Below are 23,778 nucleotides of genomic sequence, written 5' to 3'. Positions count from 1 at the left end.
CCACGCCACAAAGGTTATGTCTCAGAGGATCTTGATACCGGCGGCCTTGATATCCGACAGGAACGCATCGAGACCCTTATCGGTCAGGGGATGGTTTACCATCGCCTTGATCACGGCGGGCGGTGCAGTGATCACGTCGGCGCCGATCCGCGCGCTGTCGAGGATATGGTTCACCGAGCGGATCGAGGCCGCCAGGATCTGCGTTTCGAACCCGTAGTTATCATAGATGGTGCGGATGTCCTGGATCAGGTCCATCCCGTCCAGGTTGATATCGTCGAGCCGCCCGATGAAAGGCGAGATGAAGGTCGCGCCTGCCTTGGCCGCCAAAAGAGCCTGGTTGGCAGAAAAGCACAGCGTCACGTTCACCATGTGACCATCGTCCGACAGCACCTTGCAGGCCTTCAGCCCGTCCCAGGTCAGCGGCACCTTGACCGCGATGTTCCCCGCGATCTCGACCAGCTTGCGGCCTTCGGCGATCATGGTCTCGGCATCGGTGGCGGTCACCTCGGCGGACACTGGCCCGTCGACCATGGCGCAGATCTCACGGGTGACCTCGATGATGTCGCGGCCCGATTTCTTGATCAGCGAGGGGTTGGTGGTGACGCCGTCCACCATGCCCAGGTCGTTCAACTCGGCGATGGCGTCGATCTCGGCGGTATCAACGAAGAATTTCATGGGGCAGTCCTTTGATGGGTTGGCCTCGGTCTGGCTTGCCTTTACCTCATGAGACAGGCGGCGCAAACCCCGAATGCCGGGCTGTGCCGGCACATGAGGTTTGACGGGAGCCATCAGCTTGGACACGGGCGGCTTGGACAGCGGCGGGTTTTTCGAAGAGGGGGCGCTGGTCTCGGTCCTGACCACGCAGCCGCTCGACCGGACGCTCGATTACAAGGCGCCCGAAGGGGGCTGCTTTTCAGGTGCCTTTGTCGAGGTACCGCTGGGCCCGCGCAAGGTGCTGGGCGTGGTCTGGGGGCCGGGGCGGGGTGACTTTGACCGGTCCAAGGTACGCTCGGTGCTGAGGGTGCTCGACGTGGCGCCAATGCGCGAGGAAATGCGCGCCTTTCTGGGCCGGACCGCCGACTACACGCTGACCCCGATGCCCGCGATGCTACGCCTGGCCACCCGCGCACCGGGTCTGGGTGACCCGCCTTCTATGCGCAAGATCTATCGGCTGGGCGCGGGGGACCCCGACCGCATGACCGATGCGCGCGCCCGTGTTCTTGAGGTGTTGCGCGACTATGGTGGGCTCGCCTTCACCCTCAAGGAACTGGCCGAAATGGCGGGGGTGACCGCGTCGGTGGTCAAGGGGCTGGTCAAACAGGGGGCCGTGCGGGAAGAGGACAGCCCGCGCGATCTGCCCTATCCGCATCTCGATCCCGACCTGCCCGGCAAGGCGCTGACCGAGGATCAGGCCCGCGCCGCCGACAGCCTGCGCGCCGGGCTGCGCAGCGGGCGCTACGGCACCACGCTGCTCAAGGGGGTGACCGGTGCCGGCAAGACCGAGGTCTATCTGGAGGCGGTGGCCGAGGCGCTGCGCATGGGGCGACAGGCGCTGGTGCTGCTGCCGGAAATCGCGCTCACAGCCGAGTTCCTGACCCGGGTCGAGGCGCGGTTCGGTGCGCGGCCCGCCGAATGGCACTCAGGTGCCACCATGACCGAACGCCGCCGCGTCTGGCGCATGGTGGGGCAGGGCGAGGCACAGCTCGTGGTGGGCGCGCGCTCGGCGCTGTTCTTGCCGTTTCGGGATCTTGGCCTGATCATCGTCGATGAGGAACACGACACATCTTACAAGCAGGAGGATGGCGTCCTCTATAATGCGCGTGACATGGCGGTGCTGCGGGCGGCGATCTGCGGCGCGCGGGTGGTGCTGGCCAGTGCCACGCCCTCGCTGGAAAGCTGGGCCAATGCGGATGCGGGCAAATACGAGCGGCTGGAGCTGACCTCGCGCTATGGGTTGGCGGTGTTGCCGCAGATGCAGGCCATCGACATGCGGGCCGAGACGATGCAGCCTTCCAGTTGGATCTCGCCCAGCTTGCGCCGGGCGGTAAGCGATCGGCTGTCCAAGGGGGAACAGTCGCTGCTTTTCCTGAACCGGCGCGGCTATGCCCCGGTTACGCTCTGCCGGGCCTGCGGCCAGCAGATCGGCTGTGACCATTGCGACGCGCGCATGGTCGAACACCGGTTCCTGAAACGGCTGATGTGCCACCAGTGCGGCGAGACTAAGCCGATCCCCGAAACCTGTCCCCATTGCGGCGCCGAGGGGCGGCTCGCCCCTGTCGGCCCGGGTATCGAGCGGTTGGCCGAAGAGGCCACCGCCAGTTTTCCCGAGGCCCGCATCGCGGTGCTCAGCTCGGACATGTTCGGCACCGCCCGCGCGCTGAAGGAGCGGATCGAGGCGATCGCGGCGGGTGAGGCAGATATCGTCATCGGCACCCAGCTGGTGGCCAAGGGGCACAACTTTCCCTTGCTGACGCTGGTGGGGGTGATCGATGCCGATCTGGGCCTGCAGGGTTCGGACCTGCGCGCCGCCGAGCGCACCTTTCAGCTGATGCGGCAGGTGGCGGGCCGGGCAGGGCGGGCCGAGAAGACCGGACAGGCGCTGTTGCAGACCTATCAGCCTGACCACCCTGTGATACGGGCCATTCTTGCCGGCGACGAGGAACGGTTCTGGCGCGCCGAGGCGGCTGAGCGTCAAACCGCCGGAGTGCCACCCTATGGGCGGATGGCCGGGATCATCCTGTCGGGCCCCGAGGCGGGGCCGGTCTTCGATCTGGGGACCGCCATGGCGCGCAACGATGCGCCCCTGCGCCAGATCGGGGCGCAGGTCTTCGGCCCCGCGCCCGCGCCCATCGCCCGCGTCCGGGGTCGTCACCGGGTGCGGCTCCTGGTCAAGGCGCCCAAGGGCGCACCGCTGCAAGAAGCGATCTCCCGCTGGATCGCGCCGCTGCGCCTCAAGGGCGACCTGCGCCTCAGCGTCGATATCGACCCGCAGAGCTTTCTTTGAGTTTTTTGCGAGGCTCCGCCTCGCGCTCCGGAGTATTTTGAACCAGAAAGAAGCAGCAGCCCGGTCCGGCTTCTTTCTGGTCGGCAATACTCCGGGGGTGAGGCCTAAGGCCGAGGGGGCAGCGCCCCCTGTCCGGCCCCTCCGCTGCTACAGCAACTGCTCATAGGCGCTGGTGGCCATCTGGCGCAAAGCGTCGCGGGGCAGGGCGCCGGTCAGGGCAAATCCCAGTCCGCCCTCGGCCCAGTGCAGGCTTTCGGTCTGCCGGTCTCCAGCAAAGCGAAAGGCGCTGTCGCCCGTCTCTTGCTGCGCCACAAAGAGGGTGATCCGCTGGCCTTGGGCATTTTCATACATGTAGAGCCCGGCCACTCGGTCGCCTGCGGGCAGGACACGCCCTCCTATAAGGGCAAAGCCCGAGGCCGACAGGTCCGGTGGGCTGACCGGCGCGCCGATGCGCTTAGACATCCAGCTGTCCATATGGTCGCGCTGGCTGGCCGGGACCTCGACCGGATGCTGCTCCTAGACCACATAGGTGTTATGCGCAGTCAGCGCCGCATCGGCCAGCGCCGGGGCGGGGGCGCCCAGCCGCCCACGAGACCCAGCGCCAACAGGGCCATCCCCGCCAGCGCCTGCCGCAGCAGCGCCGCGCGCGGCGCCGGGGGTGGGCGCAGGGCCTCACTCAGCCGCGTGGGCACCGGTTCGGCATCGGCCTCGCCGTAAAGCGCGCGGATATCGGCGTTCTGCCGCGCCCAGTCCGACAACAGCGCTTGCGCGCGCGGATCCTGCGCCAGCCGCGCCCCCAGCGCGGCGCGCTCGTCCATTGGCAGCGCATCCTCGAAATAGCCGATCAGCTCTTGGTCGCTCAGCGGGTCCTGGGTCATACGTCTTTACCCCTTTCGGCCTGGCCGGCGGAGGGTTCCCCGCGCCCGGTCATGGTTCTCAGATTGGCCCGCGCGCGCCAGACGCGACATCAGCGTGCCCTTGGGGATGTCGAGCGCCGCCGCGGCCTCGTCGAAACTGGCCCCGGCCAGCGCCAAGAGCAAGAGCGCGCGGCGCTGATCCTCGGGCAGGCGGGCAATCGCGGCCTCGGTCTCGCGCAGGCCATATGGCTATCCTGACCGGCGGGATGCGCCGGTTCCACCACAAGATCCACGACCGCCATCAGATGGCCCGCGCGCGCCGCGCGGCGGCGCAGGTCGCGATACCAGTTGGTCAGGATGCGGAACAGCCACGCCCGGAGCGCACTGTCGGGGCAGCGGTCGGCAAGACCCGCCACCGCCTGTTCCAGGCAATCCTGAACCAGGTCGTCGCCTGCCTCGCGGTCCCGCATCAGCGCATGGGCATAGCGGCGCAAGTCGGGGATCAGGGCTTCGATCTGGTCGAGGATCGCCATTCTACCGCTCCGCCCTCAGGGACGGGCCAGACGCCAGACGCCCTTGACCCCGTCACCGGTGATGTCACCGGCCTTGGCATCCTTGATCCAAGTGTAAAGCGGCATGCCCTTGTGGGTCCACTGGCGCGAGCCGTCGGAGCGCAGCACGATCCCGAACGCGCCCTGCGGGCGGGCGGTGTTGGCGGCCTCGAGCGGCGGCCACTTTGCCGCGCAATCGTCATAGCAGTTCGATACGGCAGGCGTGTCCTTGTCAAAGGTGTAAAGCGACAGGCCATTGCCATCGGTCAGCACCGCCCCCTTGGCGGTGTCGCCGGTCTGGATCGCGGTGGCGGCCAGGGCGGATGTGGCAATGGCCAACGACAGGGCGGCTAGGGCAAGGCTGGGTTTCAGGGTCATATCGGGTGTCCTTCTGATCTCTCGCAACCGGTGCCTCATGCAACCGGCAGAACAAAGGACGCCACCGCGCCGGAAATAATCCGTGTCCTCGCGGTTTCGTGATCAGGCGGGCGACGGGCTGGCGGCGCGCTGGTCGATCAGGAAATCGGTGGCCATGGCCCCGACCCACATGAAGAACAACGCCGCCCAGGCGGTGCCGACAAAGATCGAACCGCCGGTCACGCCCGCGCCGATGGCGCAACCGCCCGCCAGCATGCCGCCGAAGCCCATCAGGGCGGCGCCGATCATCGCCTTGCGCATGGTGACCGGCCCGTCAAAGGCCTGGATCTTCATCTCGCCCGCCAGCGCCGCCGCGATCATCGCGCCGATGAACACGCCCGGTACCAGTCCGACGTCGAATTCCAGAACCGCGTTGCGGTCGAGAAAGAACATCAGCGTATGCGCCGAGGGGCCGGTAAAGGTGGCGCTTTCGATCTGTACCGGCTCGAACGCGACTTGGCTGAGCGCATAGGTCAGCACCCAGCCGAGCGCCACGGCAAAACCCACGCCCGAGGCAAAGACCAGCCGCGCCGCGCCGATCCGGTGGCGCCGCGCCAGCACCAGCGCCAGCACCGCGCACATCAGGCCCAGCACCAAACCGCCGTATTCCGGCAGGCCAAAGGTGGTAAGCAGGTTGATGTTGCGCCCGCCCTCGGTGATCCACAGTGCCGCCAGCTTGTCGCGCAGTGGCGATAACAGGCCCGACAGGCTCATCTGCGCCACCACCGCAAAGATCAGCCCCGACACGACGGAACGTAGGTTGCCGGTCGCCGCCAGCACCAACAGCCGCCCCGAACATCCGCGTGCCAGAACCATGCCAGCGCCGAACATCAGCCCCCCGATGATCGCCCCCGACCAGCTGCCGGGCACCGCCATCATGCGGGCATCGGCACCGTTCATCAGCCCCATCAGTTGCGCCGCCTGCACCCAGACCAGAGCGGTCGAGAAGGTCAGCAGCCAGACCGCCACCTTGTCCTCCATCCGGCCGCGCGCGAATTCGACCGTGGCCGCGCGCAGGCAGAACCGCGACCGCTGGGCCGCGACACCAAAGGTGATGCCGGTGATCAGCCCGAACAGGGCGGCGGTTGGGGCTTCGCCGATGCGTTCGATAAGGCTGACAAGGTCCATGACGCTCTCCGCGCTGCAAAAGTTGCGCCGTTATAGCGACACATTCCGATATGTGATTTGATTTAGGTCATGCGGCGGTGTCAAACCGTCCTGCGCGCTGGTGCAGGGTGGATGTGCGGCGCTGGCTTTGCTCTCGCCAAGATCGGGGAATGGGCGTAAGGCATTTGCCATGTTTCGACCCGTTCCCCTGTCTCAGGCCGCCGGCCTGCCGTTCTGGCGCCGCCCCATCACGCTGTTGTTCGCGATGGCCATTGCCATGCCGATCGCCTTCAACGCGTGGAGCGCGCTGCTCAACAACTTCGTTATCGAGGTGGCGAACTTCGACGGCGCCGATATCGGCCTGCTGCACACGGTGCGCGAGATTCCGGGCTTTCTGGCCGTTGGGGTGATCGCGGTGATCCTGGTGATGCGCGAGCAGGTGCTGGGGCTGATTTCGCTGATATTGCTGGGGCTGGCCACGGCGGTCACCGCCTGGTTTCCCAGCCTTGGCGGGCTCTTGATGGTCACTCTCTTCAGTTCGATTGGTTTTCACTATTACGAGACGGTGAACCAATCGCTGCAACTGCAATGGCTGTCCAAGGAGCGGGCCCCGCAGATGCTGGGCTGGCTGGTGGCCACCGGATCGGCCTCGACGTTGGTGATCTATGGGCTGATCGTGCTGACCTGGGACCGGTTCGAGCTGAGTTATAACACCGTGTTCATGGCGGCGGGCGGATTGACCGTGGTGATTGCCCTCTTTTGCCTGCTGGCCTATCCGCAATTCGATGCGCCGACACCGCAGACCAAGAAACTGATCCTGCGCCGCCGCTACTGGCTTTACTACGCGCTGCAATTCATGGCGGGCGCACGGCGGCAGATCTTTGTGGTCTTTGCGGGATTCATGATGGTCGAGAAGTTCGGCTTTGACGTGCACGAACTGACCGGCCTCTACCTGATCAACCTGGTGATCAACATGATCGTGGCGCCGCTGTTGGGACGGGCGGTGGCCCGGTTCGGGGAACGGCGCACACTGATATTCGAGTATGCCGGTCTGGCGATGGTCTTTGCCGCCTATGGTGGCATCTACTGGTTCGGCTGGGGCGTGATGCTGGCGGCGATCCTTTACGTGATCGACCATATCCTGTTCGCCTTGGCGCTGGCGCTGAAGACCTATTTCCAGAAGATCGCCGACCCCGCCGATATCGCCCCCACCGCTGCTGTCGCCTTTACCATCAACCATATCGCGGCGGTGTTCCTGCCGGTGTTGCTGGGTCTGCTCTGGGTGGTGTCCCCTGCGGCGGTGTTCGGGCTGGCGGCCTGCATGGCGCTGATCTCGCTTGGCCTGTCGCTGCTGATTCCGCGCCACCCCGAGCCGGGCAACGAGACGGTGCTGTCGAAATACATGCCCGCCGCCCCGGCGGAATAAACGGATGGAGCGGCGCGGGCGGTTCCTCGAAGGCGCAACAATGGGGCATGTGATCCGCATGACCCTGACCGGCGCGATGGGGATCACCTTTGTCTTTCTGGTCGATGCCGCCAATCTCTACTGGATTTCCCGGCTAGGGGATCCGCGCCTGATGGCGGCGATCGGCTTTTCCTTTGCCATCCAGTTCCTGTCGGTCAGCGTCGGCATCGGGCTGATGATCGGTGCAGTGGCGCTCATCTCGCGCGGGATCGGGCAGGGGCGGCGCGGGCTGGCGCGGCGGCATGCCACCAGCGCGATGATGATCGCCTTCGCGGTTCAGAGCCTTGCCGGGCTGCTGATTTTCCTGTTCCGCCACCAGATCGTCGCCCTGTCGGGCGCAACCGGTGAAACGGCGGCATTGGCGGCGCGCTATCTGGCGTTGACGGTCCCGTCGCTTGGCGTGATGGCGGCGGGAATGGTCGCCAATGGGGCACTCAGGGCCGAGGGCGACGGCATGCGCTCGATGTCGGTCACCCTGACCTCGGGCGGAGTGGCGATGGTGATTGACCCGTTCCTGATCTACGGGCTGGAAATGGGGCTGGATGGCGCCGCGCTGGGCGTGGTGTTGTCGCGGTTTGTCATGCTGGCCATGGCGCTGCGTTTCGCGACCGGGTCGCATGACCTGCTGGCCCGGCCCCGGCGGCGCGACCTCATGGGAACGCTGCGGCCTTTCATGGCGATTGCGATTGCGGCGATCCTGACCCAGCTGGCCGCCCCGGTCGGCAATTACATCCTGACCTCGGTCATGGCGCAGTTTGGCGATGAAGCGATGGCGGGTTGGGCCGTGGTGGGGCGGCTGACGGTGGTGGCCTTTGGCGGCATCTTCTCGCTGGCGGGGGCCATCGGCGGTATCTTCGGCCAGAACTTCGGCGCCGCAGAGCACGCCCGCCTGCGCAGCACCTATCGTGACGCGGTGCTGTTCGGCCTTGGCTATACGCTGGTGATGTGGGCGCTGCTCAGCCTTGCCGCCCCCGGTATCGGGGCGGTGTTCGACCTGCAGGGACCGGCGCTCGACGTGCTGCATGCCTTTACCCATGTGGGCGCGGGCGGATTTGTCTTTGCCGCGCTGCTCTTTGTCTCGAATGCGGCCTTCAACGCGATGGGCAAGGCGCGGCGGGCGACGCTGACCAACTGGCTGCGCGACGGGGCGCTGACGTTGCCCGCCGCGCTTTGGCTGGCGGGTGCCTATGGGGCCGAGGGCGTGATCTATGCGCAAGCGCTGTGCAGCCTCGTGGTGGGGCTGGGGGCCGCGTTCTGGGGCTGGCGGTTCGTGGTCAGCCTGGGCCGCTGTCACCTGCCACGGCTTGACCTCGCGCCGCCACGGCCCTACGCGCATCCGGACAGATACAGGAGACGCTGATGCCCACCTTTACCGCGCTGACCACCCTGACCGGCAAATCCCAGGCCGAGGCGCTGGGCGAGGCGATGGAGAGCCTGACCCCCGAACCCACCGGTATCGGCGTGTTCGAGCTGGAGGACGGCTCGGGCCTGTGGGAGGTCGGCGGCTATTTCACCGAGACCCCCGACGACACTTCACTGGCGCTGCTGGCGGCGGTTCATGGCGCCCAGCCCTTCGTGGTGTCGGAACTGCCCGAAACGGATTGGGTCGCTCATGTCAAACGCGAACTGGCACCGGTCGAGGCGGGGCGTTTCTTTGTCTATGGCAGCCATGACGCCGACAAGGTGCCAGCGGATCGCATCCCACTGCTGATCGAGGCGTCGATGGCTTTTGGCACCGGGCACCACGGCACCACGCTGGGCTGTCTGCGCGCGCTTGATGGGCTGATCGAGCAGGGATTCAGCGCCGCCAAGGTGGCCGATATCGGCTGCGGCACCGCGGTTCTGGCGATGGCGGCGGCGCGGGTCTGGCGGGGCGAATTCCTGGCCTCGGATATCGACGCGGTCGCGGTCGAGGTCGCCGAAGCCAATCTCAAGGCCAACGGCATGGAGGGCGCGGTCACCTGTCTGGAGGCGGCAGGCTTCGACCATCCGGAACTGGCGGCGCATGCGCCCTATGACCTGATCTTTGCCAACATCCTGAAAGGGCCGCTGGTGGCGTTGGCCCCCGATCTGGTGGCCCATCTGCGACCCGGCGGTTATGCGATTCTATCCGGCATCCTGAACGAACAGGCCGATGACGTGATCGCTGTTTATTCACATGCCGGAACCAATCTTGTAGATCGCGGGGTGATTGGTGACTGGACCACGCTGCTGCTTCGCAAAAACGACGCATTTTAAGCCAGTTTTAAAGGCATTGTAGGCATGGGCCTTGGTTTTGCCTCATTTCGACCGTAGCTTGGATACAACGCTGGTGGGGGCCGGTGTATGGAGGCTGCCATGGTCGATAACAATGTCGACTTCGACCAACGCATTCGTCGACTGAACAAGAAGCACGCGGCCCTGTCGCGCGGGTATACAGCCCGCATGCGCACGGACGGGCTGATCGAGTTGAAGCCGCGGCGGGGGAGCGGTCGTTCCCCGCTCAGGGCTCTGTTGCTGCTGTGCCTAGCCATCCTGGCGTTCAAGGCATTTCTCTTGGCCAGCCTCGGCCCGGACAGTTATGACGCCCGCCTGTCGCGCTTGGCAGAGGGCACTCCGGTCGAAAAGGCCGGAGCTTGGGTGATGCAGGCCGATCCGGCAAGCCGGTTCGTGGCTGAACAGATCGGACCCATTCTGCGCTGATTTCCCTCGGCAAAGAAAAAACGCCGCATGCATCTTATGGTGCATGCGGCGTTTGCTGTTGTCCCGAGGGAGCGGGATGAACTTAGTAGACGGTCTTGCCTGCGGCGACGGTGTCGATGTCGGCGCGGCTCAGGCCGATATCTTCCAGCTCGCGGTCGCTCAGCGCGGTCAGCGCATTGCGGGTTGCGCGGGCGTCGTTCCAGGCGGCAATCGCGGTTGCGATGGTGGTGCCAAGAGCAGCGAAACGGCCAACGAGGCCGAAGGAGCCTTGAGCGAAGCGGGTGGTGTCCAGTGCGGCCATATCCGTGCGTCCTCTATAGGGTTGTGAGTAGTGGTCGTTGTTTCAGCCGGGCATCTAGGCGCCGAAAATCGACAAAGCAAGCGCGCAAATTGCATGTTGGGCATGCGCTGTGCGCATAGGTCAAAATCACCGAAACCCTTATGAAATATTGGGTAAATCGACTGTGAAAACCTGTCGCTTTCTGCATTGCAGCATGTCGCTTTTGTGCAGAAAGTCGAAAACGGGATCCGAGGCGTCGGAATCATGCGTGAGCGTAAAGCGCTTGGAAAATGTTCCCCTTTCGTGCTAATTCGTGAAAAAAGTTACAACAACGGGCGGGCAGGGCGGACACATGCGTATACTTGGCATTGATCCAGGCTTGAGAACGCTGGGCTGGGGCGTGATCGAGTCGCGGGGCAGTCGGCTGTCGCATGTGGCCAACGGGCTGTGTCATTCCGATGGCGACGATCTGGGCGAGCGGCTGTTGTCGCTGCACAATCAGATCGTCGAGGTGATCGCCGCGCACCGACCTGATCAGGCGGCGATCGAACAGACTTTTGTCAACAAGGACGGGGCGGGCACGCTGAAACTGGGTCAGGCCCGGGGTGTGGCGCTGCTGACGCTGGCGCAGGCCGGGCTGCCTGTGGGCGAATACGCTCCGAACCGGGTCAAGAAGACGGTTGTGGGCGTGGGCCATGCCGAAAAGGAACAGGTCATTCACATGGTCAAGCTGCAATTGCCCGGCTGCCTTCCCAAGGGGGCGGATGCGGCGGACGCGCTGGCCATCGCCATCTGCCACGCCTATTACGGAGGCGCGCGGGCGCTGAGCCAGAGGGAGGTGCGGGCATGATCGGCAAGCTGACAGGGCGGCTGGATTATCGCGCGAGCGACCATGTGCTGATCGATGTGCGCGGGGTCGGCTATATCGTCTACTGCTCGGATCGGACGCTGGCGGCATTGCCGGGCGTGGGCGAAGTGGTGGCGCTCTATACCGATATGGTGGTGCGCGAGGATCTGATGCAGCTTTATGGCTTCATGTCGCTGGCCGAGAAGGAATGGCATAGGCTACTGTGCTCGGTCCAGGGGGTCGGGGCCAAGGTGTCGCTGGCCATTCTGGGCGCATTGGGGCCGGACGGGGTAAGCCGGGCGATTGCGCTGGGCGATTGGGCCTCGGTCAAATCGGCCAAGGGCGTGGGGCCGAAGACGGCGCAGCGCATCGTGCTCGACCTCAAGGACAAGGCGCCGGGCGTGATGGCGATGGGCGGCACGGTGGCGCAGGCAATGGAGGGCGCGGCAGAGGTGGTCGAGGTGATCGAGCCGGTTACCCCGGCCCCGCGCAAGACCGCGGCGCCCAGCGGTGCCGGCGCGGCGACCGCTGGCGCGCTTTCGGCGCTGTCGAACCTGGGCTATGGACCCTCGGATGCCGCCGCCGCCGTGGCACAGGCCGCCGCCGAAGCGCCCGAGGCTGGAGAGTCAGAGTTGATCCGCGCGTCGCTGCGCCTACTGGCGCCCAAGACATGAGGCACGCTCGATCCGCCCTGGCGGGCGTCCTCGCGGGAGATGACAGATGACCGACGCCGATCCGACCCTGCGGCCCGACCCTTTGCCCGAGGACAATGACCGCGCCCTGCGTCCGCAGGCGCTGGACGAATTCATCGGTCAGGCCGAGGCGCGGGCCAACCTGCGCATCTTCGTGCAATCGGCTCGCCAGCGGGGCGAAGCGATGGATCACACGCTGTTCCATGGCCCGCCTGGCCTGGGCAAGACCACGCTGGCACAGATCATGGCGCGCGAGTTGGGAGTGAATTTCCGCATGACTTCGGGGCCGGTTCTGGCCAAGGCGGGCGATCTGGCGGCGATCCTGACCAATCTCGAAGCGCGCGATGTGCTGTTCATCGACGAGATCCACCGGCTGAACCCGGCGGTCGAAGAGGTGCTCTATCCTGCGATGGAGGATTTCGAGCTGGATCTTGTGATCGGGGACGGGCCCGCCGCACGTACGGTGCGGATCGAGTTGCAGCCCTTTACCCTGGTAGGGGCGACCACGCGGATGGGTCTCTTGACCACGCCGCTGCGCGACCGGTTCGGTATTCCCACCCGGTTGCTGTTCTACACTGTCGACGAGTTGTTCGAGATCGTCAGCCGCAATGCACGCAAATTGGGTGCCCCCGCCGACGAGGCCGGCGCGCGCGAGATCGCGCGGCGTGCTCGTGGTACCCCGCGGATCGCCGGGCGACTGCTGCGCCGGGTGGTGGATTTCGCCGTGGTCGAGGGCGACGGGCGCATCACCCGCGAACTGGCCGATCACGCGCTGACCCGGCTGGGGGTCGACCAATTGGGGCTTGATGGGGCCGACCGCCGCTATCTGAAGTTGATCGCCGAGAATTACGGCGGCGGGCCGGTGGGGATCGAGACCCTGTCAGCGGCGCTGAGCGAGAGCCGGGATTCGCTGGAAGAAGTGATCGAGCCTTATCTTTTGCAGCAGGGATTGATCCAGCGCACCCCGCGCGGGCGCATGCTGGCGCAGAAGGCCTGGACGCATCTGGGCCTGGACGCGCCGCGCCCGCCGGGGCAGAGCGACCTGTTCGGCTAGGGGGGATGTGCAAGGGGGCGCTGCCCCCACCTACAAAATTCGCCGAATTTTGTAGGCTCCCCCGGAGTACTTTGGGCAAAGTGAAGGGGCGCAGGTTGCGATTTTGCAATGGCGGGGGTGGACCTTGGCGCCGGTTTCGACAAGAAACGGGGCGCTTTCTTGCGGAGCCTGTCCACCATGCTGACACCTGAGACAATCGAAGCCATGTTCACCCGCGACGACGGCAGCTTTCAATTCGCCCGCTGGGGGCGGCCGGTGGTGCCGATCGTGTTCGGGGTCGAGGATGAAACGCTGTCGGTGGTAAAGGGCGCGTTCGAGGCGGTGATGGCGCTGACGGACCACAAGATGGCCGAGACAGATCCCGAATTGGGGGCCAACTGCATGGTTTTCTTCTTTCGTGACTGGGAGGAACTGCTGGCGGTGCCAGACTTGGACAGGCTGATTCCCGATCTGGCGCCGCTGGTCGAGCGGCTGACAGCAGCAAGTGCGAACCAGTATCGCGCCTTTCGTTTTGACGAAGGAGGCGCGATCCGCGCGGCATTCGTCTTTTTGCGTATGGATGCGCAGATGGCGGCACAGCCGGCCCAGACGCTGGCGCTGGCCCAGGTGGTGCAAGTCATGCTGTTGTGGTCCGAGGCCGCGTTCCGCGAACAATCGCCGCTTGGGCTGGCGGGTGACGCAACGATTCTGCGGCCCGAGATTGCCGGGTTGATCCGTGCGGCCTATGATCCGGTCCTGCCAGGGGCGGCGCGGGACGCCTCTCATGCGCTCAGACTTTTTGCCCGCATGGAGCGCCCGCAATGACGCATGTGTTTCCCGTTCGGGTCTATTACGAAGACACCGACATGGGCGGCATCGTCTATCATGCCAACTATTTGCGGTACATCGAGAGGGCGCGCTCGGACTGGGTACGCAACCTGGGCAACGACCAGAACGCGATGCGCGAGGCCGGGTTGGTCTGGGTGGTGCGCAAGATTGAGGCCGAATACCTGGCGCCCGCGCGGTTCGAGGACGACTTGACGGTGCTGACCGAGGTGGTCTCACTGTCAGGGGTGCGATTGACCATGGCGCAGAGCGTCCGGCGCGGCGAGACCGAGATCTTTCGGGCCACCGTCACCGCCGTCTGCATGAACAGCGAGGGACGCCCGGTGCGTCTTCCGGCGGAGATTCGCGCATTGCTGTAACAATTTTCGGCGCCTCTGCTGTTCTGTTGGAAATCGCCGGGAATCTGCTATAGCGTCGTGCGAAACAAGGCCGGAAAACCGGTCATAGGGCAATAAAGAGCAGGTTCATGGAAACAGAAGCCCTGGCATTGGCGCAGGAAATCGATTTCTCGATGTGGGGGCTTTTTGCCCGCGCGACGCTGACGGTCAAACTGGTCATGCTGTTGCTGCTTCTGGCATCGTTCTGGGCCTGGGCCATCATCATTCAGAAACACATCCTGTATCGCGCGACCCGGCGCGAGGCGGACCGGTTCGACCGGTCTTTCTGGTCGGGCGAGCCGCTGGACGAGTTGTTTGAGCAGATCGGGACGGATCCGGAGGGCAGTTCCGAGAAGATATTCGCCGCCGGCATGATCGAATGGCGTCGCTCGCATCGCAACGACGGCGGCCTGATCGCCGGGGCGCAGGCGCGCATTGACCGGTCGATGGACGTGGCCATCGCCAAGGAGGCCGAAGGGCTGCAACGCGGCCTGCCGGTGTTGGCGACGGTCGGATCGACCGCGCCCTTCGTGGGTCTTTTCGGCACCGTCTGGGGCATCATGACCGCCTTCATCGAGATTGCCGAGCAGCAGAACACCAACCTGGCCGTTGTGGCGCCGGGCATCGCCGAAGCATTGCTGGCCACCGGTCTGGGCCTCTTGGCCGCGATCCCGGCGGTCATCTTCTACAACAAGCTCAGCGCCGACAGCGACCGGATCGTTGCGGGCTACGAGGCGTTTGCCGATGAGTTCGCCACCATCCTCTCGCGTCAGCTGGACAGCTGAGCGATGGGGGCCGCGGTTCAGCAATCCGAAGGCGGGTCAGGCGGGCGTCGGCGGGGTCGCCGCCGCGGTCGCGCCCGGCCGATGTCCGAGATCAACGTTACCCCGTTTGTGGACGTGATGCTGGTGCTGCTCATCATCTTCATGGTGGCGGCGCCGCTGATGACCGTCGGGGTGCCGGTCGAACTGCCCAAGACCGCCGCCGGCGCGCTGCCCTCGGATGACGAGGAGCCGCTGACCGTAACCGTCACGGCAGCGGGTGAGGTGCAGATCCAGACATCTGCCGTGCCGCGTGACGAACTGGTTGCGCGTCTGCGTGCCATTGCTGCCGAACGCAGCAGCGACCGCGTCTATCTGCGCGCTGATGGCGGCATTCCCTATGCCCAGGTCATGCAGGTGATGGGCGCGCTGAACGCGGGCGGATTTTCCAATGTCGGGCTGGTCACCGATACCGGCGGACCACGGCTCGACAGTGGCGGAGAGTGAGGCAGCGGTTTGCAGACCGGCACCAAGATTTCCGCGCTCGCCCATGTGACTTTGGTTACATGGGCCTTTCTGGGCGGTGCCTTCCGCTCAGATCCTTTGCCTTTCGAGGTGCAGGAGGTCTCGGTCATTTCGGCCGAGGAGTTCGCGGCGCTGAGCGCGCCGCGCGAGGCGCCCGAGATCATTCCTCAGCCCGTCGAACCGGAGCAACCCACCGCGCCGATCGAACAGCCCGCGCCGGTAGAGCCCGCGCCCGAGCCGGAGCCCGCGCGCCCCGAGCCGCAGCCGGTGGCCCGGCCCGAACCCGAGCCCGAACCCGCGCCGCAACCGGTCGAGCCCACCCCGGAACCGCAGGTGCCCAGCGAGGCGCCCAGCCTGGAGCGACCCGAACCCGAAACCGTGCTGCTGCCGGAACCACCGGGCAAACGTCCGAAACCGCGCCCGGTTGAGCGCGTCGCCCCCGAACCGGTAGCAGCACCGCCGCCCGATGCACGCCCGGATCCTGTTGAAACCCCGCCCGTGAGTGCCGAGGAAGGGGCCGAGACACCGCAGCCCGAGCAGCCCGCCACCGCGCCCGAGGAGGCGACCGACCGGATTGAACCTGAGGCTGACCCCCAGGCCGAGGTGGCACCGTCGCGCTCGCCCCGCCCGAAGACGCGCCCGCAGCAGCCGACTCAGACAGCAGAGGCCAAGCCCGCGGCCACACCAGAGGCAAAGCCCACAGCAAAACCCGAGGCAAAGCCGGCACCCGCCGCCCAGGCCGCCGAGACCCGCAGCGCGGTCAACGACGCCCTGGCCGAAGCGCTGGCCCCGACCGAGGAACCGGCCGCCGCACCGGCCCCCAGTGGCCCGCCGCTGACAAGCGGCGAGAAGGACTCGCTGCGCGTGGCGGTGTCGCAATGCTGGAACGTGGGCTCGCTTTCCAGCGAGGCGCTGAGGACGACAGTGGTAGTTTCGGTGCGGATGAATGCCGACGGCACACCCGATACCGGCTCGATCCGCATGATCGAAAGCTCTGGCGGATCGTCGGGGGCCGCGAAACAGGCCTACGAGGCCGCGCGCCGTGCTATCATCCGTTGCGGGGCCAAGGGCTATAAACTTCCCAGTGAAAAATACGATCACTGGCGCGATATCGAAATGACATTCAATCCCGAGAGGATGCGGATCAAATGATGAGATTTCTGACCAGCCTTGTTCTGGGTGCAGCGCTGCTGGCCGGAGCGGCCCAGGCGCAGAACCAACCGCTCAGGATCACCATCGATGAGGGAATCATCGAACCCTTGCCCTATGCAGCGCCGAATTTCGTGCCCGACAGTGCCGCGGCCACCGAATACGCGGTCGAGATCGCGCGTGTCGTCGCTGCGGACCTGACCGGCAGCGGACTGTTCCGTGAGATCCCGTCCAGCGCCTATATCAGCCAGGTAACCTCGTTTGATGCGCCGGTGCAATTCGCCGACTGGAAGGCGATCAACGCGCAGGCGCTGATCACCGGCGCGGTCAGTGTATCGGGCAACCGTCTGACGGTGCGGTTCCGCCTGTGGGACGTGTTCGCCGGGGCCGAACTGGGCAGCGGCCTGCAATTCGCAGGCACCACCGACGGCTGGCGCCGCATGGCACACAAGGTGGCCGATGCGGTCTATAGCCGGATCACCGGCGAAGGCGGCTATTTCGACAGCCGCGTTGCGTTTGTCTCGGAAAGCGGGCCCAAGGACCAGCGCCGCAAGCGGCTGGCGATCATGGATTACGACGGCGCCAACGTGCAGTATCTGACCGACAGTTCCTCGATCGTGCTGGCTCCGCGCTTTTCTCCGTCCGGCGACCGGGTTCTCTATACAAGTTATCAGGGCGGTTTCCCGCGTATTCATATTCTTGATGTGGGGCAGGTTCAGCAGCGCGTCCTGCAAAGTCAGGACGGCACCATGAGTTTCGCGCCGCGCTTTTCGCCCGATGGCCAGACGGTTGTTTTCTCGCTGGCTCAAGGCGGCAATACCGACCTATACGCGATGAACATCGCCTCAGGGCAAAGCACCCGGCTGACGAGCGCCCCCTCGATCGAGACCGCACCCAGCTATTCTCCGGACGGCAGCCGCATCGTGTTCGAAAGTGACCGGTCCGGCACGCCGCAGCTCTATGTCATGTCCGCCTCGGGCGGCGAGGCCACGCGGATCAGTTTCGGTCAGGGCCGCTATGGCACGCCGGTCTGGTCGCCGCGTGGCGACCTGATCGCATTCACCAAGCAGAGCAAGGGCAGGTTCCATATCGGCGTGATGCGCACCGATGGGAGCGAAGAGCGCCTGCTGACCGCTTCGTTCCTGGACGAAGGGCCGACCTGGTCTCCCAATGGCCGCGTGATCATGTTCACCCGCGAGACGCAGGGCGCCAGCGGGCGCGCCGCGCTCTATTCCGTCGATATTTCGGGCCGCAATCTGCGCCCGGTCCGCACCCCCGATGGCGGCAGCGATCCTTCGTGGTCGCCGCTGCAAAAGTAAACCCCGGTTTTCCCCACCTCGGTTCGCGTTCACATGGGCGAGCCGATGTGGTATGAAAGAGCCAACAAAAAGCATAGGCGAGGCACCTGAAATGAACGTATTGAGCAAGCTTGCCGCCCTGGGCGCGCTGGTGGCGCTGGCCGCCTGCACAAATCCCGAGGATCTGGGCGATGGAAATTCCGTCGATCTGAACGGCGCCGGCGCGGGCGCCGGCAGCGGCCTGGTGAGCGATCCCACATCACCGGCCTATTTCAATCAGGCGATCGGTGATCGTGTCCTGTTTGCGGTCGATCAGTCGACGCTCAGCGCCGAGGCGCAGGCAACACTGGGTGCGCAGGCGCAGTGGTTGCTGACCAACACCGACTATACCGCCACAATCGAGGGTCATGCCGACGAACAAGGCACCCGCGAATACAACCTTGCGCTGGGCGCCCGCCGCGCCAACGCTGCCCGCGAATACCTGATTTCTCGCGGGGTTGCCGGTAGCCGGCTCAAGACTGTCAGCTATGGCAAGGAACGCCCGATCGAGATTTGCAGCCACGAGGCCTGCTATTCCAAGAACCGCCGTGCGGTGACGGTTCTGACGACGGATCTGACGGGGTAATCTGATGAGAGTTGCAGGCGCGGTTCTGGCGGTTTCTCTTGCGTTTGCGGGGCAAGCTCCGGCGCAGGATCAGCAGACCCTGGCCGATATCCGGCAGGAACTGACCGTCCTGCATGTCGAGGTGCAGCGGCTCAAGCGCGAGTTCTCGACCACCGGATCGCCCTCGCCTTCGGCGGCGGGAGGCACGGTGCTGGAGCGGGTCGATGCCATCGAGGCAGAATTGCAGCGACTTACCCGGCTGACCGAACAGCTCAATGCCCGGATCGACCGGGTGGTGGCCGATGGCAGCAACCGGGTGGGCGATCTGGAATTCCGTCTGTGCGAGTTGGAAGCCGACTGCGACATCTCGACCCTGTCTCAGGGCACAACCTTGGGCGGTGAGGCGCCGGCGACACCTGCGGCGGCGCCGCAATCCAGCCAGCCAAAGACCGAACTTGCGGTGGGCGAACAGGCCGAGTTCGACAGCGCCAGCGAGTCACTCGAGGCGGGCGACTATGCCAAGGCGGCTGACCTCTTTGCGCAGTTCGAGGCCTCCTATCCCGGCAGTCCGCTGGCCGCCGAGGCGCATCTGAAACGCGGTAAGGCACTGGACGGAACGGGCGACACCCGCGAGGCGGCCCGCGCCTATCTGGCCAGCTTTACCGGTGACAGTACCGGGCCGCTTGCCGCCGAGGCGCTTTTCCAGCTGGGTGCAGCGTTGGGTCGACTGGGGCAGACCAGCCAGGCTTGTATCACGCTGGGCGAAGTATCGGTCCGGTTCCCTTCGGCGGCTGCCGTCGCCGAGGCAAATCGGGAAATGTCCTCGCTGGGGTGCTCTTGACGGCTGGCGGCCAGAACCTCGTCGACCATCTCAGGGCGCAGTTCTCCGCCCAGCCGCCTCGGCGGCTGGGCGTTGCCGTTTCCGGGGGTGGGGACTCGATTGCTCTGATGCATCTGCTGGCCCGCAGTTTCCCGGGTCGTGACGTCACGCTGCTGGTCGCGACAGTCGACCATGGCTTGCGGCCCGAGGCAGCCTCCGAGGCGGCGCTGGTCGCCCGCCAGGCCGCTGGCTTGGGTCTGTCGCATGAAACCCTGCGCTGGACCGGCTGGACCGGCGAGGGCAATCTTCAGGACCAGGCCCGCCGCGCCCGCTATACGTTGCTGACCGAATGGGCGCTGCGCAACCGTGTGACCACGCTGGCGCTGGCTCACACCGCCGACGATCAGGCGGAAACGCTGCTGATGCGGCTGAGTCGATCCGCCGGTGTATCCGGGCTTGCCGCCATGGCGCCGCGACGCATGCAGAACGGGGTGGTGCTGATCCGGCCCCTGTTGGGCATCACCCGCGACACGCTGCGCAACTTTTTGCGTATCGAAGGCATCAGTTGGGCCGACGACCCGTCAAACGAGGATGCCCGTTATGACCGCATCAAGGCGCGTCGGGCGCTGGCGGATCTGGCACCCTTGGGCATAGACGCGCAGGGTCTGGCAGAGGTGGCGGCCAACATGGCGCGCGCGCGCGAGGCACTGGACTGGTACACTTTTCTGGCGGCGCGCGACCTGACCCGGATCGATGGCGGCGACGTCCTGCTCGAGCCGCGCGGTTTTCGCACCCTGCCTGACGAGATCGCGCGACGGATGCTGTTGCATATCGTCGGCTGGATCGGTGGTGGCGAATATCCGCCGCGCCGTGCCGCGGTGGCAGAGGCACTTGCTGCGCTGCGCCACGAGCGTTCGGGCCAGTTGGGAGGGTGCCTGATCCTGGGGCAGGGGCGCCGTATCCGGTTTTGTCGTGAACACAAGGCGGTTGAAACCCACACCGCACCGCAGGGCGAACTGTGGGATGGGCGCTGGGTGCTGCGCGGCCCGGTGGTCAAGAACGGAGAGTTGCGCGCTCTGGGCGCGGCGGGGTTGAAACTCTGCCCGGACTGGCGTCTGACCGGGCGCCCCCATGCGGCGCTGATCGCCAGCCCGTCGGTCTGGAGCGGCGACACTCTGGTCGCCGCGCCACTGGCCGGATTGCCCAATGGTTGGACTGCCGAATTGGAAAGCGGTGAAGAAGACTTCTACGCGTCCCTTTTATCGCATTGAACCTCGCCCGATCCTCTCTATTTTAAGAAACAAGCTGGCTGCGGAGTTCCGCGGCCGGAAAGTATTGGGAGAATGTCCTTGGGCAACGCACGTAACATCGCCTTCTGGGTCGTCCTTTTCCTGTTGATTCTCGCTCTGTTCAACCTGTTCAGCGGGTCGGGCGGAACCTTGCAGAGCCAGGAAAAGACCTATTCTGAATTTGTCAGTGCCGTCGATGAAGGCAATGTGACAAAGGTGATCCTAGACGGTGAGCAGATTCGCTACCGCACCACTGATGGTCGCGATTTCGTCACGATCAAGCCTGGCGATGCCGAGGTGACCACCCTCTTGATCGACAAGAACATCCCGGTGCGCGCCGAAAAGCAGCAGCAATCGGGGTTCCAGTCCTTCCTCATCACGCTGCTGCCTTTCCTGCTGCTGATCGGGGTCTGGGTCTATTTCATGAACCGGATGCAGGGCGGCGGGCGCGGTGGCGCCATGGGTTTCGGAAAATCCAAGGCCAAGATGCTGACCGAGAAGCATGGTCGCGTCACCTTTGATGACGTCGCGGGCATCGACGAGGCCAAGGAAGAGCTGGAAGAGATCGTGGAATTCCTGCGCAATCCGCAGAAATTCAGCCGTCTGGGGGGCAAGATTCCCAAGGGCGCGCTTTTGGTGGGCCCTCCGGGCACCGGTAAAACGCTCTTGGCGCGCGCCATCGCGGGCGAGGCGGGCGTGCCCTTCTTCACCATTTCCGGTTCGGATTTCGTGGAAATGTTCGTGGGTGTGGGTGCCAGCCGTGTGCGCGACATGTTCGAACAGGCCAAGAAAAACGCGCCCTGCATCGTTTTCATCGACGAGATCGACGCCGTGGGCCGCCATCGTGGCGCCGGTTACGGCGGCGGCAATGACGAGCGCGAACAGACGCTGAACCAGCTGCTGGTGGAAATGGACGGGTTCGAGGCCAACGAGGGCGTCATCATCCTGGCGGCCACCAACCGCAAGGACGTGCTGGATCCCGCGCTGCTGCGTCCGGGCCGGTTCGACCGTCAGGTCACCGTCGGCAACCCCGACATCAAGGGCCGCGAGAAAATCCTGGGCGTGCACGCGCGCAAGACCCCGCTGGGCCCCGATGTCGATCTGCGCATCATTGCGCGCGGCACGCCGGGCTTCTCGGGTGCCGATCTGGCCAACCTGGTGAACGAGGCGGCGCTGATGGCCGCCCGCGTGGGCCGGCGTTTCGTGACCATGGAGGATTTCGAGAACGCCAAGGACAAGGTCATGATGGGGGCCGAGCGCCGCTCGATGGTGCTGACCCAGGACCAGAAGGAAAAGACCGCCTATCACGAGGCGGGTCACGCGGTGGTGGGGCTTGCCCTGCCGATGTGCGACCCGGTCTACAAGGCCACGATCATCCCGCGCGGCGGCGCGCTGGGCATGGTGGTCAGCCTGCCGGAAATGGACCGGCTGAACTGGCATCGCGACGAATGCCAGCAGAAACTGGCGATGACCATGGCGGGCAAGGCGGCGGAAGTTCTCAAATATGGTGAGGACCATGTTTCGAACGGACCGGCGGGTGACATCATGCAGGCTAGCCAGCTGGCCCGCGCCATGGTGATGCGCTGGGGCATGTCGGACAAGGTCGGCAATATCGACTATGCCGAAGCGCATGAGGGATATTCGGGCAATACTGCCGGTTTCTCGGTCTCGGCCCATACCAAGGAGCTGATCGAGGAAGAGGTCAAACGCTTCATCCAGCAAGGCTATGATCAGGCCCATGCCATCCTGACCGAGCGCCGCGAGGACTGGGAACGTCTGGCACAGGGTCTGTTGGAGTACGAGACCTTGACCGGCGACGAGATCAAGCGGGTCATGAAGGGTGAACCTCCGCATGAAAGCGATGACGAGGATCCGGGCAAGGATCAGGGCAACGCCGCCAGCGTGACCGCGATCCCCAAAACGAAGCCCAAGGCGCCGCCTGCGGGTGGGTTGGAACCCGAACCCACAACCTGATCGCGACCGAATTGACAGAAAGGCCCGGCATCCGCCCGGGCCTTTTTCGTTTTGGCTGGTCACCGACAGCGAGGCAGCTAAGGTTGCCACCGTTGCTGTAAGGAAAGTGGACTAATGCCAGTTCTTGAGAAAAGCGGTCATTTAGGCCGGGTTGAATGGCTGGGGTGGGTGCCTGCGGGTGGGGTGCTGCGGGCGGAACCTGTCGATATGCTGGAGCTTAGCTTTTCCGGGGTAACAGGCGAGCGGCACGAGGGCGCCACGCGTCCGTCCTGCGTGCGAGTGCGCAACCTCTATGACCGCGATACCGAGATCCGCAATGTGCGTCAGCTGACGATTCTGTCGGCCGAGGAACTGGCTGCCATCGCCACTGAAATGGGGTTGGACCGGCTCGACCCGGCTTGGCTCGGCGCCTCGATCGTGGTCAGTGGCATTCCCGATTTCACCCATGTACCGCCCTCTTCGCGTTTACAGAGCAGGGACGGGACCACCCTGACCATCGACATGGAAAATCGCCCCTGTGTCCTGCCGGGACGCGAAGTCGAGGCCGACAAGCCCGGTCATGGCGCGGCCTTCAAGCCCGCGGCACAGGATCGGCGCGGCGTCACCGCCTGGGTCGAACGGCCCGGTACTTTGCGGCTGGGCGATGACCTGACGCTGTTCATTCCCGATCAGCGCCCCTGGGCACCATAACGCGGAACCGGTTTCCGATCCGCGACCCGCGAAATCAGCGCGCGACGTTTCGCGTCGCGAATATGTCGGAATCCATATCCTGCCCCTGCAAATGCGACGTTACTCCTGTCACCAGCCCGGCGCGTGTGCGCCGGTATACCAGGACACCAAGCAGGGATTGCACCCATGGCCTATAAATCCGACATAGAAATCGCCCGCGAGGCAAACAAGAAGCCGATTTTGGAGATTGGCGCGAAGCTGGGGATCGGGGCGGAGGAGTTGCTGCCTTATGGTCATGACAAGGCGAAGGTGAGCCAGGGGTTCATCGATTCGGTTCAGGACCGCGCCGATGGCCGGCTGATCCTGGTGACGGCGATCAACCCGACGCCTGCGGGCGAGGGCAAGACCACGACCACGGTGGGTCTGGGCGACGGTCTGAACCGGATCGGCAAGAACGCGATGATCTGTATCCGCGAGGCGTCTCTGGGGCCGAACTTCGGCATGAAGGGGGGTGCTGCCGGGGGCGGCTAT

General features: G+C 65.1%; 28 protein-coding genes. 20 read left to right on the top strand and 8 right to left on the bottom strand.

Annotated elements, in window-relative coordinates; translation table 11 throughout:
• Positions 1 to 21 precede the first annotated feature (21 nt).
• A complete protein-coding gene (gene fsa, locus AC2FL1_RS09320; RefSeq protein WP_234139771.1) occupies positions 22 to 675 on the bottom strand; it encodes a fructose-6-phosphate aldolase in 654 nt (217 codons plus the stop codon).
• Between the two features lie 118 nt (positions 676 to 793).
• Here fsa and AC2FL1_RS09315 point away from each other — a divergent pair, with 118 nt between their 5' ends.
• Positions 794 to 3,004: a primosomal protein N' gene (locus AC2FL1_RS09315; RefSeq protein WP_496876724.1), complete on the top strand. Its 2,211-nt coding sequence runs from the start codon at positions 794 to 796 to the stop codon at positions 3,002 to 3,004.
• A gap of 147 nt (positions 3,005 to 3,151) precedes the next feature.
• Here AC2FL1_RS09315 and AC2FL1_RS09310 read toward each other — a convergent pair whose 3' ends face one another.
• The 6 genes from AC2FL1_RS09310 to AC2FL1_RS09285 all read right to left on the bottom strand — a co-directional run bounded on the left by AC2FL1_RS09310 (position 3,152) and on the right by AC2FL1_RS09285 (position 5,957).
• Positions 3,152 to 3,466 carry an anti-sigma factor family protein gene (locus AC2FL1_RS09310; RefSeq protein ID WP_496876723.1) on the bottom strand — a complete coding sequence of 105 codons (315 nt, stop codon included), beginning with the start codon at positions 3,464 to 3,466 and terminating at the stop codon, positions 3,152 to 3,154.
• Positions 3,467 to 3,546: 80 nt separating this feature from the next.
• Complete coding sequence (locus AC2FL1_RS09305) at positions 3,547 to 3,882, bottom strand: anti-sigma factor family protein (protein WP_496876722.1); 336 nt, start codon at positions 3,880 to 3,882, stop codon at positions 3,547 to 3,549.
• Between the two features lie 6 nt (positions 3,883 to 3,888).
• Complete coding sequence (locus AC2FL1_RS09300; protein WP_496876770.1) at positions 3,889 to 4,038, bottom strand: hypothetical protein; 150 nt, start codon at positions 4,036 to 4,038, stop codon at positions 3,889 to 3,891.
• Positions 3,972 to 4,394 (bottom strand): sigma factor, encoded by a 423-nt coding sequence (locus AC2FL1_RS09295; protein ID WP_496876721.1) that lies wholly within the window; start codon positions 4,392 to 4,394, stop codon positions 3,972 to 3,974. Before AC2FL1_RS09295 ends, AC2FL1_RS09300 begins: the two co-directional genes overlap by 67 nt.
• A 15-nt stretch (positions 4,395 to 4,409) precedes the next feature.
• Complete coding sequence (locus tag AC2FL1_RS09290; protein WP_496876720.1) at positions 4,410 to 4,790, bottom strand: COG4315 family predicted lipoprotein; 381 nt, start codon at positions 4,788 to 4,790, stop codon at positions 4,410 to 4,412.
• 102 nt (positions 4,791 to 4,892) lie between these two features.
• Positions 4,893 to 5,957, bottom strand: coding sequence for a YeeE/YedE family protein (locus AC2FL1_RS09285; RefSeq protein WP_496876719.1), 1,065 nt, complete (start codon positions 5,955 to 5,957; stop codon positions 4,893 to 4,895).
• Positions 5,958 to 6,126: 169 nt separating this feature from the next.
• Here AC2FL1_RS09285 and AC2FL1_RS09280 point away from each other — a divergent pair, with 169 nt between their 5' ends.
• The 4 genes from AC2FL1_RS09280 (at position 6,127) to AC2FL1_RS09265 (ending at position 10,083) form a co-directional block, all read left to right on the top strand.
• Positions 6,127 to 7,362, top strand: a complete 1,236-nt coding sequence (locus AC2FL1_RS09280) for an MFS transporter (RefSeq protein ID WP_496825593.1) — start codon at positions 6,127 to 6,129, stop codon at positions 7,360 to 7,362.
• A 4-nt stretch (positions 7,363 to 7,366) separates the two neighbouring features.
• The gene (locus tag AC2FL1_RS09275) at positions 7,367 to 8,761 is read left to right on the top strand and encodes an MATE family efflux transporter (RefSeq protein ID WP_496825591.1); all 1,395 of its coding nucleotides are present in this window, start codon (positions 7,367 to 7,369) and stop codon (positions 8,759 to 8,761) included.
• Entirely contained in the window at positions 8,761 to 9,639 is an 879-nt protein-coding gene (locus AC2FL1_RS09270) for a 50S ribosomal protein L11 methyltransferase (RefSeq protein ID WP_496825590.1), read from the top strand. The genes AC2FL1_RS09275 and AC2FL1_RS09270 overlap by 1 nt, the downstream gene beginning before the upstream one ends.
• A 99-nt stretch (positions 9,640 to 9,738) precedes the next feature.
• Entirely contained in the window at positions 9,739 to 10,083 is a 345-nt protein-coding gene (locus AC2FL1_RS09265; RefSeq protein WP_496825588.1) for a hypothetical protein, read from the top strand.
• A gap of 82 nt (positions 10,084 to 10,165) precedes the next feature.
• On the opposite strand, the gene AC2FL1_RS09260 is transcribed toward AC2FL1_RS09265, so the two are convergent.
• Positions 10,166 to 10,384, bottom strand: a complete 219-nt coding sequence (locus tag AC2FL1_RS09260; RefSeq protein ID WP_496825586.1) for a DUF1127 domain-containing protein — start codon at positions 10,382 to 10,384, stop codon at positions 10,166 to 10,168.
• Between the two features lie 331 nt (positions 10,385 to 10,715).
• Between AC2FL1_RS09260 and ruvC the strand changes: the two genes are divergently transcribed.
• From ruvC to AC2FL1_RS09185, 15 genes are all read left to right on the top strand, one after another.
• Positions 10,716 to 11,213, top strand: a complete 498-nt coding sequence (ruvC, locus tag AC2FL1_RS09255; RefSeq protein ID WP_496825584.1) for a crossover junction endodeoxyribonuclease RuvC — start codon at positions 10,716 to 10,718, stop codon at positions 11,211 to 11,213.
• Entirely contained in the window at positions 11,210 to 11,884 is a 675-nt protein-coding gene (ruvA, locus tag AC2FL1_RS09250) for a Holliday junction branch migration protein RuvA (RefSeq protein WP_496876718.1), read from the top strand. Before ruvC ends, ruvA begins: the two co-directional genes overlap by 4 nt.
• Positions 11,885 to 11,930: 46 nt before the next feature.
• Positions 11,931 to 12,956 carry a Holliday junction branch migration DNA helicase RuvB gene (gene ruvB, locus AC2FL1_RS09245; RefSeq protein WP_496825581.1) on the top strand — a complete coding sequence of 342 codons (1,026 nt, stop codon included), beginning with the start codon at positions 11,931 to 11,933 and terminating at the stop codon, positions 12,954 to 12,956.
• Between the two features lie 177 nt (positions 12,957 to 13,133).
• Positions 13,134 to 13,760, top strand: coding sequence for a hypothetical protein (locus tag AC2FL1_RS09240; RefSeq protein WP_496876769.1), 627 nt, complete (start codon positions 13,134 to 13,136; stop codon positions 13,758 to 13,760).
• Positions 13,757 to 14,140: a tol-pal system-associated acyl-CoA thioesterase gene (ybgC, locus tag AC2FL1_RS09235; RefSeq protein ID WP_496876717.1), complete on the top strand. Its 384-nt coding sequence runs from the start codon at positions 13,757 to 13,759 to the stop codon at positions 14,138 to 14,140. Before AC2FL1_RS09240 ends, ybgC begins: the two co-directional genes overlap by 4 nt.
• A 107-nt stretch (positions 14,141 to 14,247) precedes the next feature.
• Positions 14,248 to 14,943, top strand: a complete 696-nt coding sequence (tolQ, locus tag AC2FL1_RS09230; RefSeq protein WP_234139756.1) for a protein TolQ — start codon at positions 14,248 to 14,250, stop codon at positions 14,941 to 14,943.
• Between the two features lie 3 nt (positions 14,944 to 14,946).
• On the top strand, positions 14,947 to 15,426 hold the full coding sequence (gene tolR / locus AC2FL1_RS09225; protein WP_496876716.1) for a protein TolR: 480 nt from the start codon (positions 14,947 to 14,949) through the stop codon (positions 15,424 to 15,426).
• A 9-nt stretch (positions 15,427 to 15,435) separates the two neighbouring features.
• Positions 15,436 to 16,596: a cell envelope integrity protein TolA gene (gene tolA / locus AC2FL1_RS09220; protein ID WP_496876715.1), complete on the top strand. Its 1,161-nt coding sequence runs from the start codon at positions 15,436 to 15,438 to the stop codon at positions 16,594 to 16,596.
• On the top strand, positions 16,593 to 17,912 hold the full coding sequence (gene tolB / locus AC2FL1_RS09215) for a Tol-Pal system beta propeller repeat protein TolB (protein WP_496825574.1): 1,320 nt from the start codon (positions 16,593 to 16,595) through the stop codon (positions 17,910 to 17,912). The genes tolA and tolB overlap by 4 nt, the downstream gene beginning before the upstream one ends.
• 91 nt (positions 17,913 to 18,003) lie before the next feature.
• Positions 18,004 to 18,516 carry a peptidoglycan-associated lipoprotein Pal gene (gene pal, locus AC2FL1_RS09210; RefSeq protein ID WP_496876714.1) on the top strand — a complete coding sequence of 171 codons (513 nt, stop codon included), beginning with the start codon at positions 18,004 to 18,006 and terminating at the stop codon, positions 18,514 to 18,516.
• Between the two features lie 4 nt (positions 18,517 to 18,520).
• On the top strand, positions 18,521 to 19,336 hold the full coding sequence (gene ybgF, locus AC2FL1_RS09205; RefSeq protein WP_496876713.1) for a tol-pal system protein YbgF: 816 nt from the start codon (positions 18,521 to 18,523) through the stop codon (positions 19,334 to 19,336).
• A complete protein-coding gene (gene tilS, locus AC2FL1_RS09200; protein WP_496876712.1) occupies positions 19,327 to 20,586 on the top strand; it encodes a tRNA lysidine(34) synthetase TilS in 1,260 nt (419 codons plus the stop codon). The genes ybgF and tilS overlap by 10 nt, the downstream gene beginning before the upstream one ends.
• Before the next feature lie 78 nt (positions 20,587 to 20,664).
• Entirely contained in the window at positions 20,665 to 22,578 is a 1,914-nt protein-coding gene (gene ftsH, locus AC2FL1_RS09195; protein WP_496876711.1) for an ATP-dependent zinc metalloprotease FtsH, read from the top strand.
• A 114-nt stretch (positions 22,579 to 22,692) separates the two neighbouring features.
• On the top strand, positions 22,693 to 23,268 hold the full coding sequence (locus AC2FL1_RS09190) for an MOSC domain-containing protein (RefSeq protein WP_496876710.1): 576 nt from the start codon (positions 22,693 to 22,695) through the stop codon (positions 23,266 to 23,268).
• A gap of 165 nt (positions 23,269 to 23,433) precedes the next feature.
• The coding region (locus AC2FL1_RS09185) for a formate--tetrahydrofolate ligase (RefSeq protein ID WP_496876709.1) at positions 23,434 to 23,778 on the top strand (345 nt) is incomplete at its 3' end.

It is taken from the genome of Ruegeria sp. YKSF070, assembly GCF_059612725.1.
Note: the sequence above shows the minus strand (reverse complement) of the source record. Positions and strands in the feature narration are given on the sequence as shown.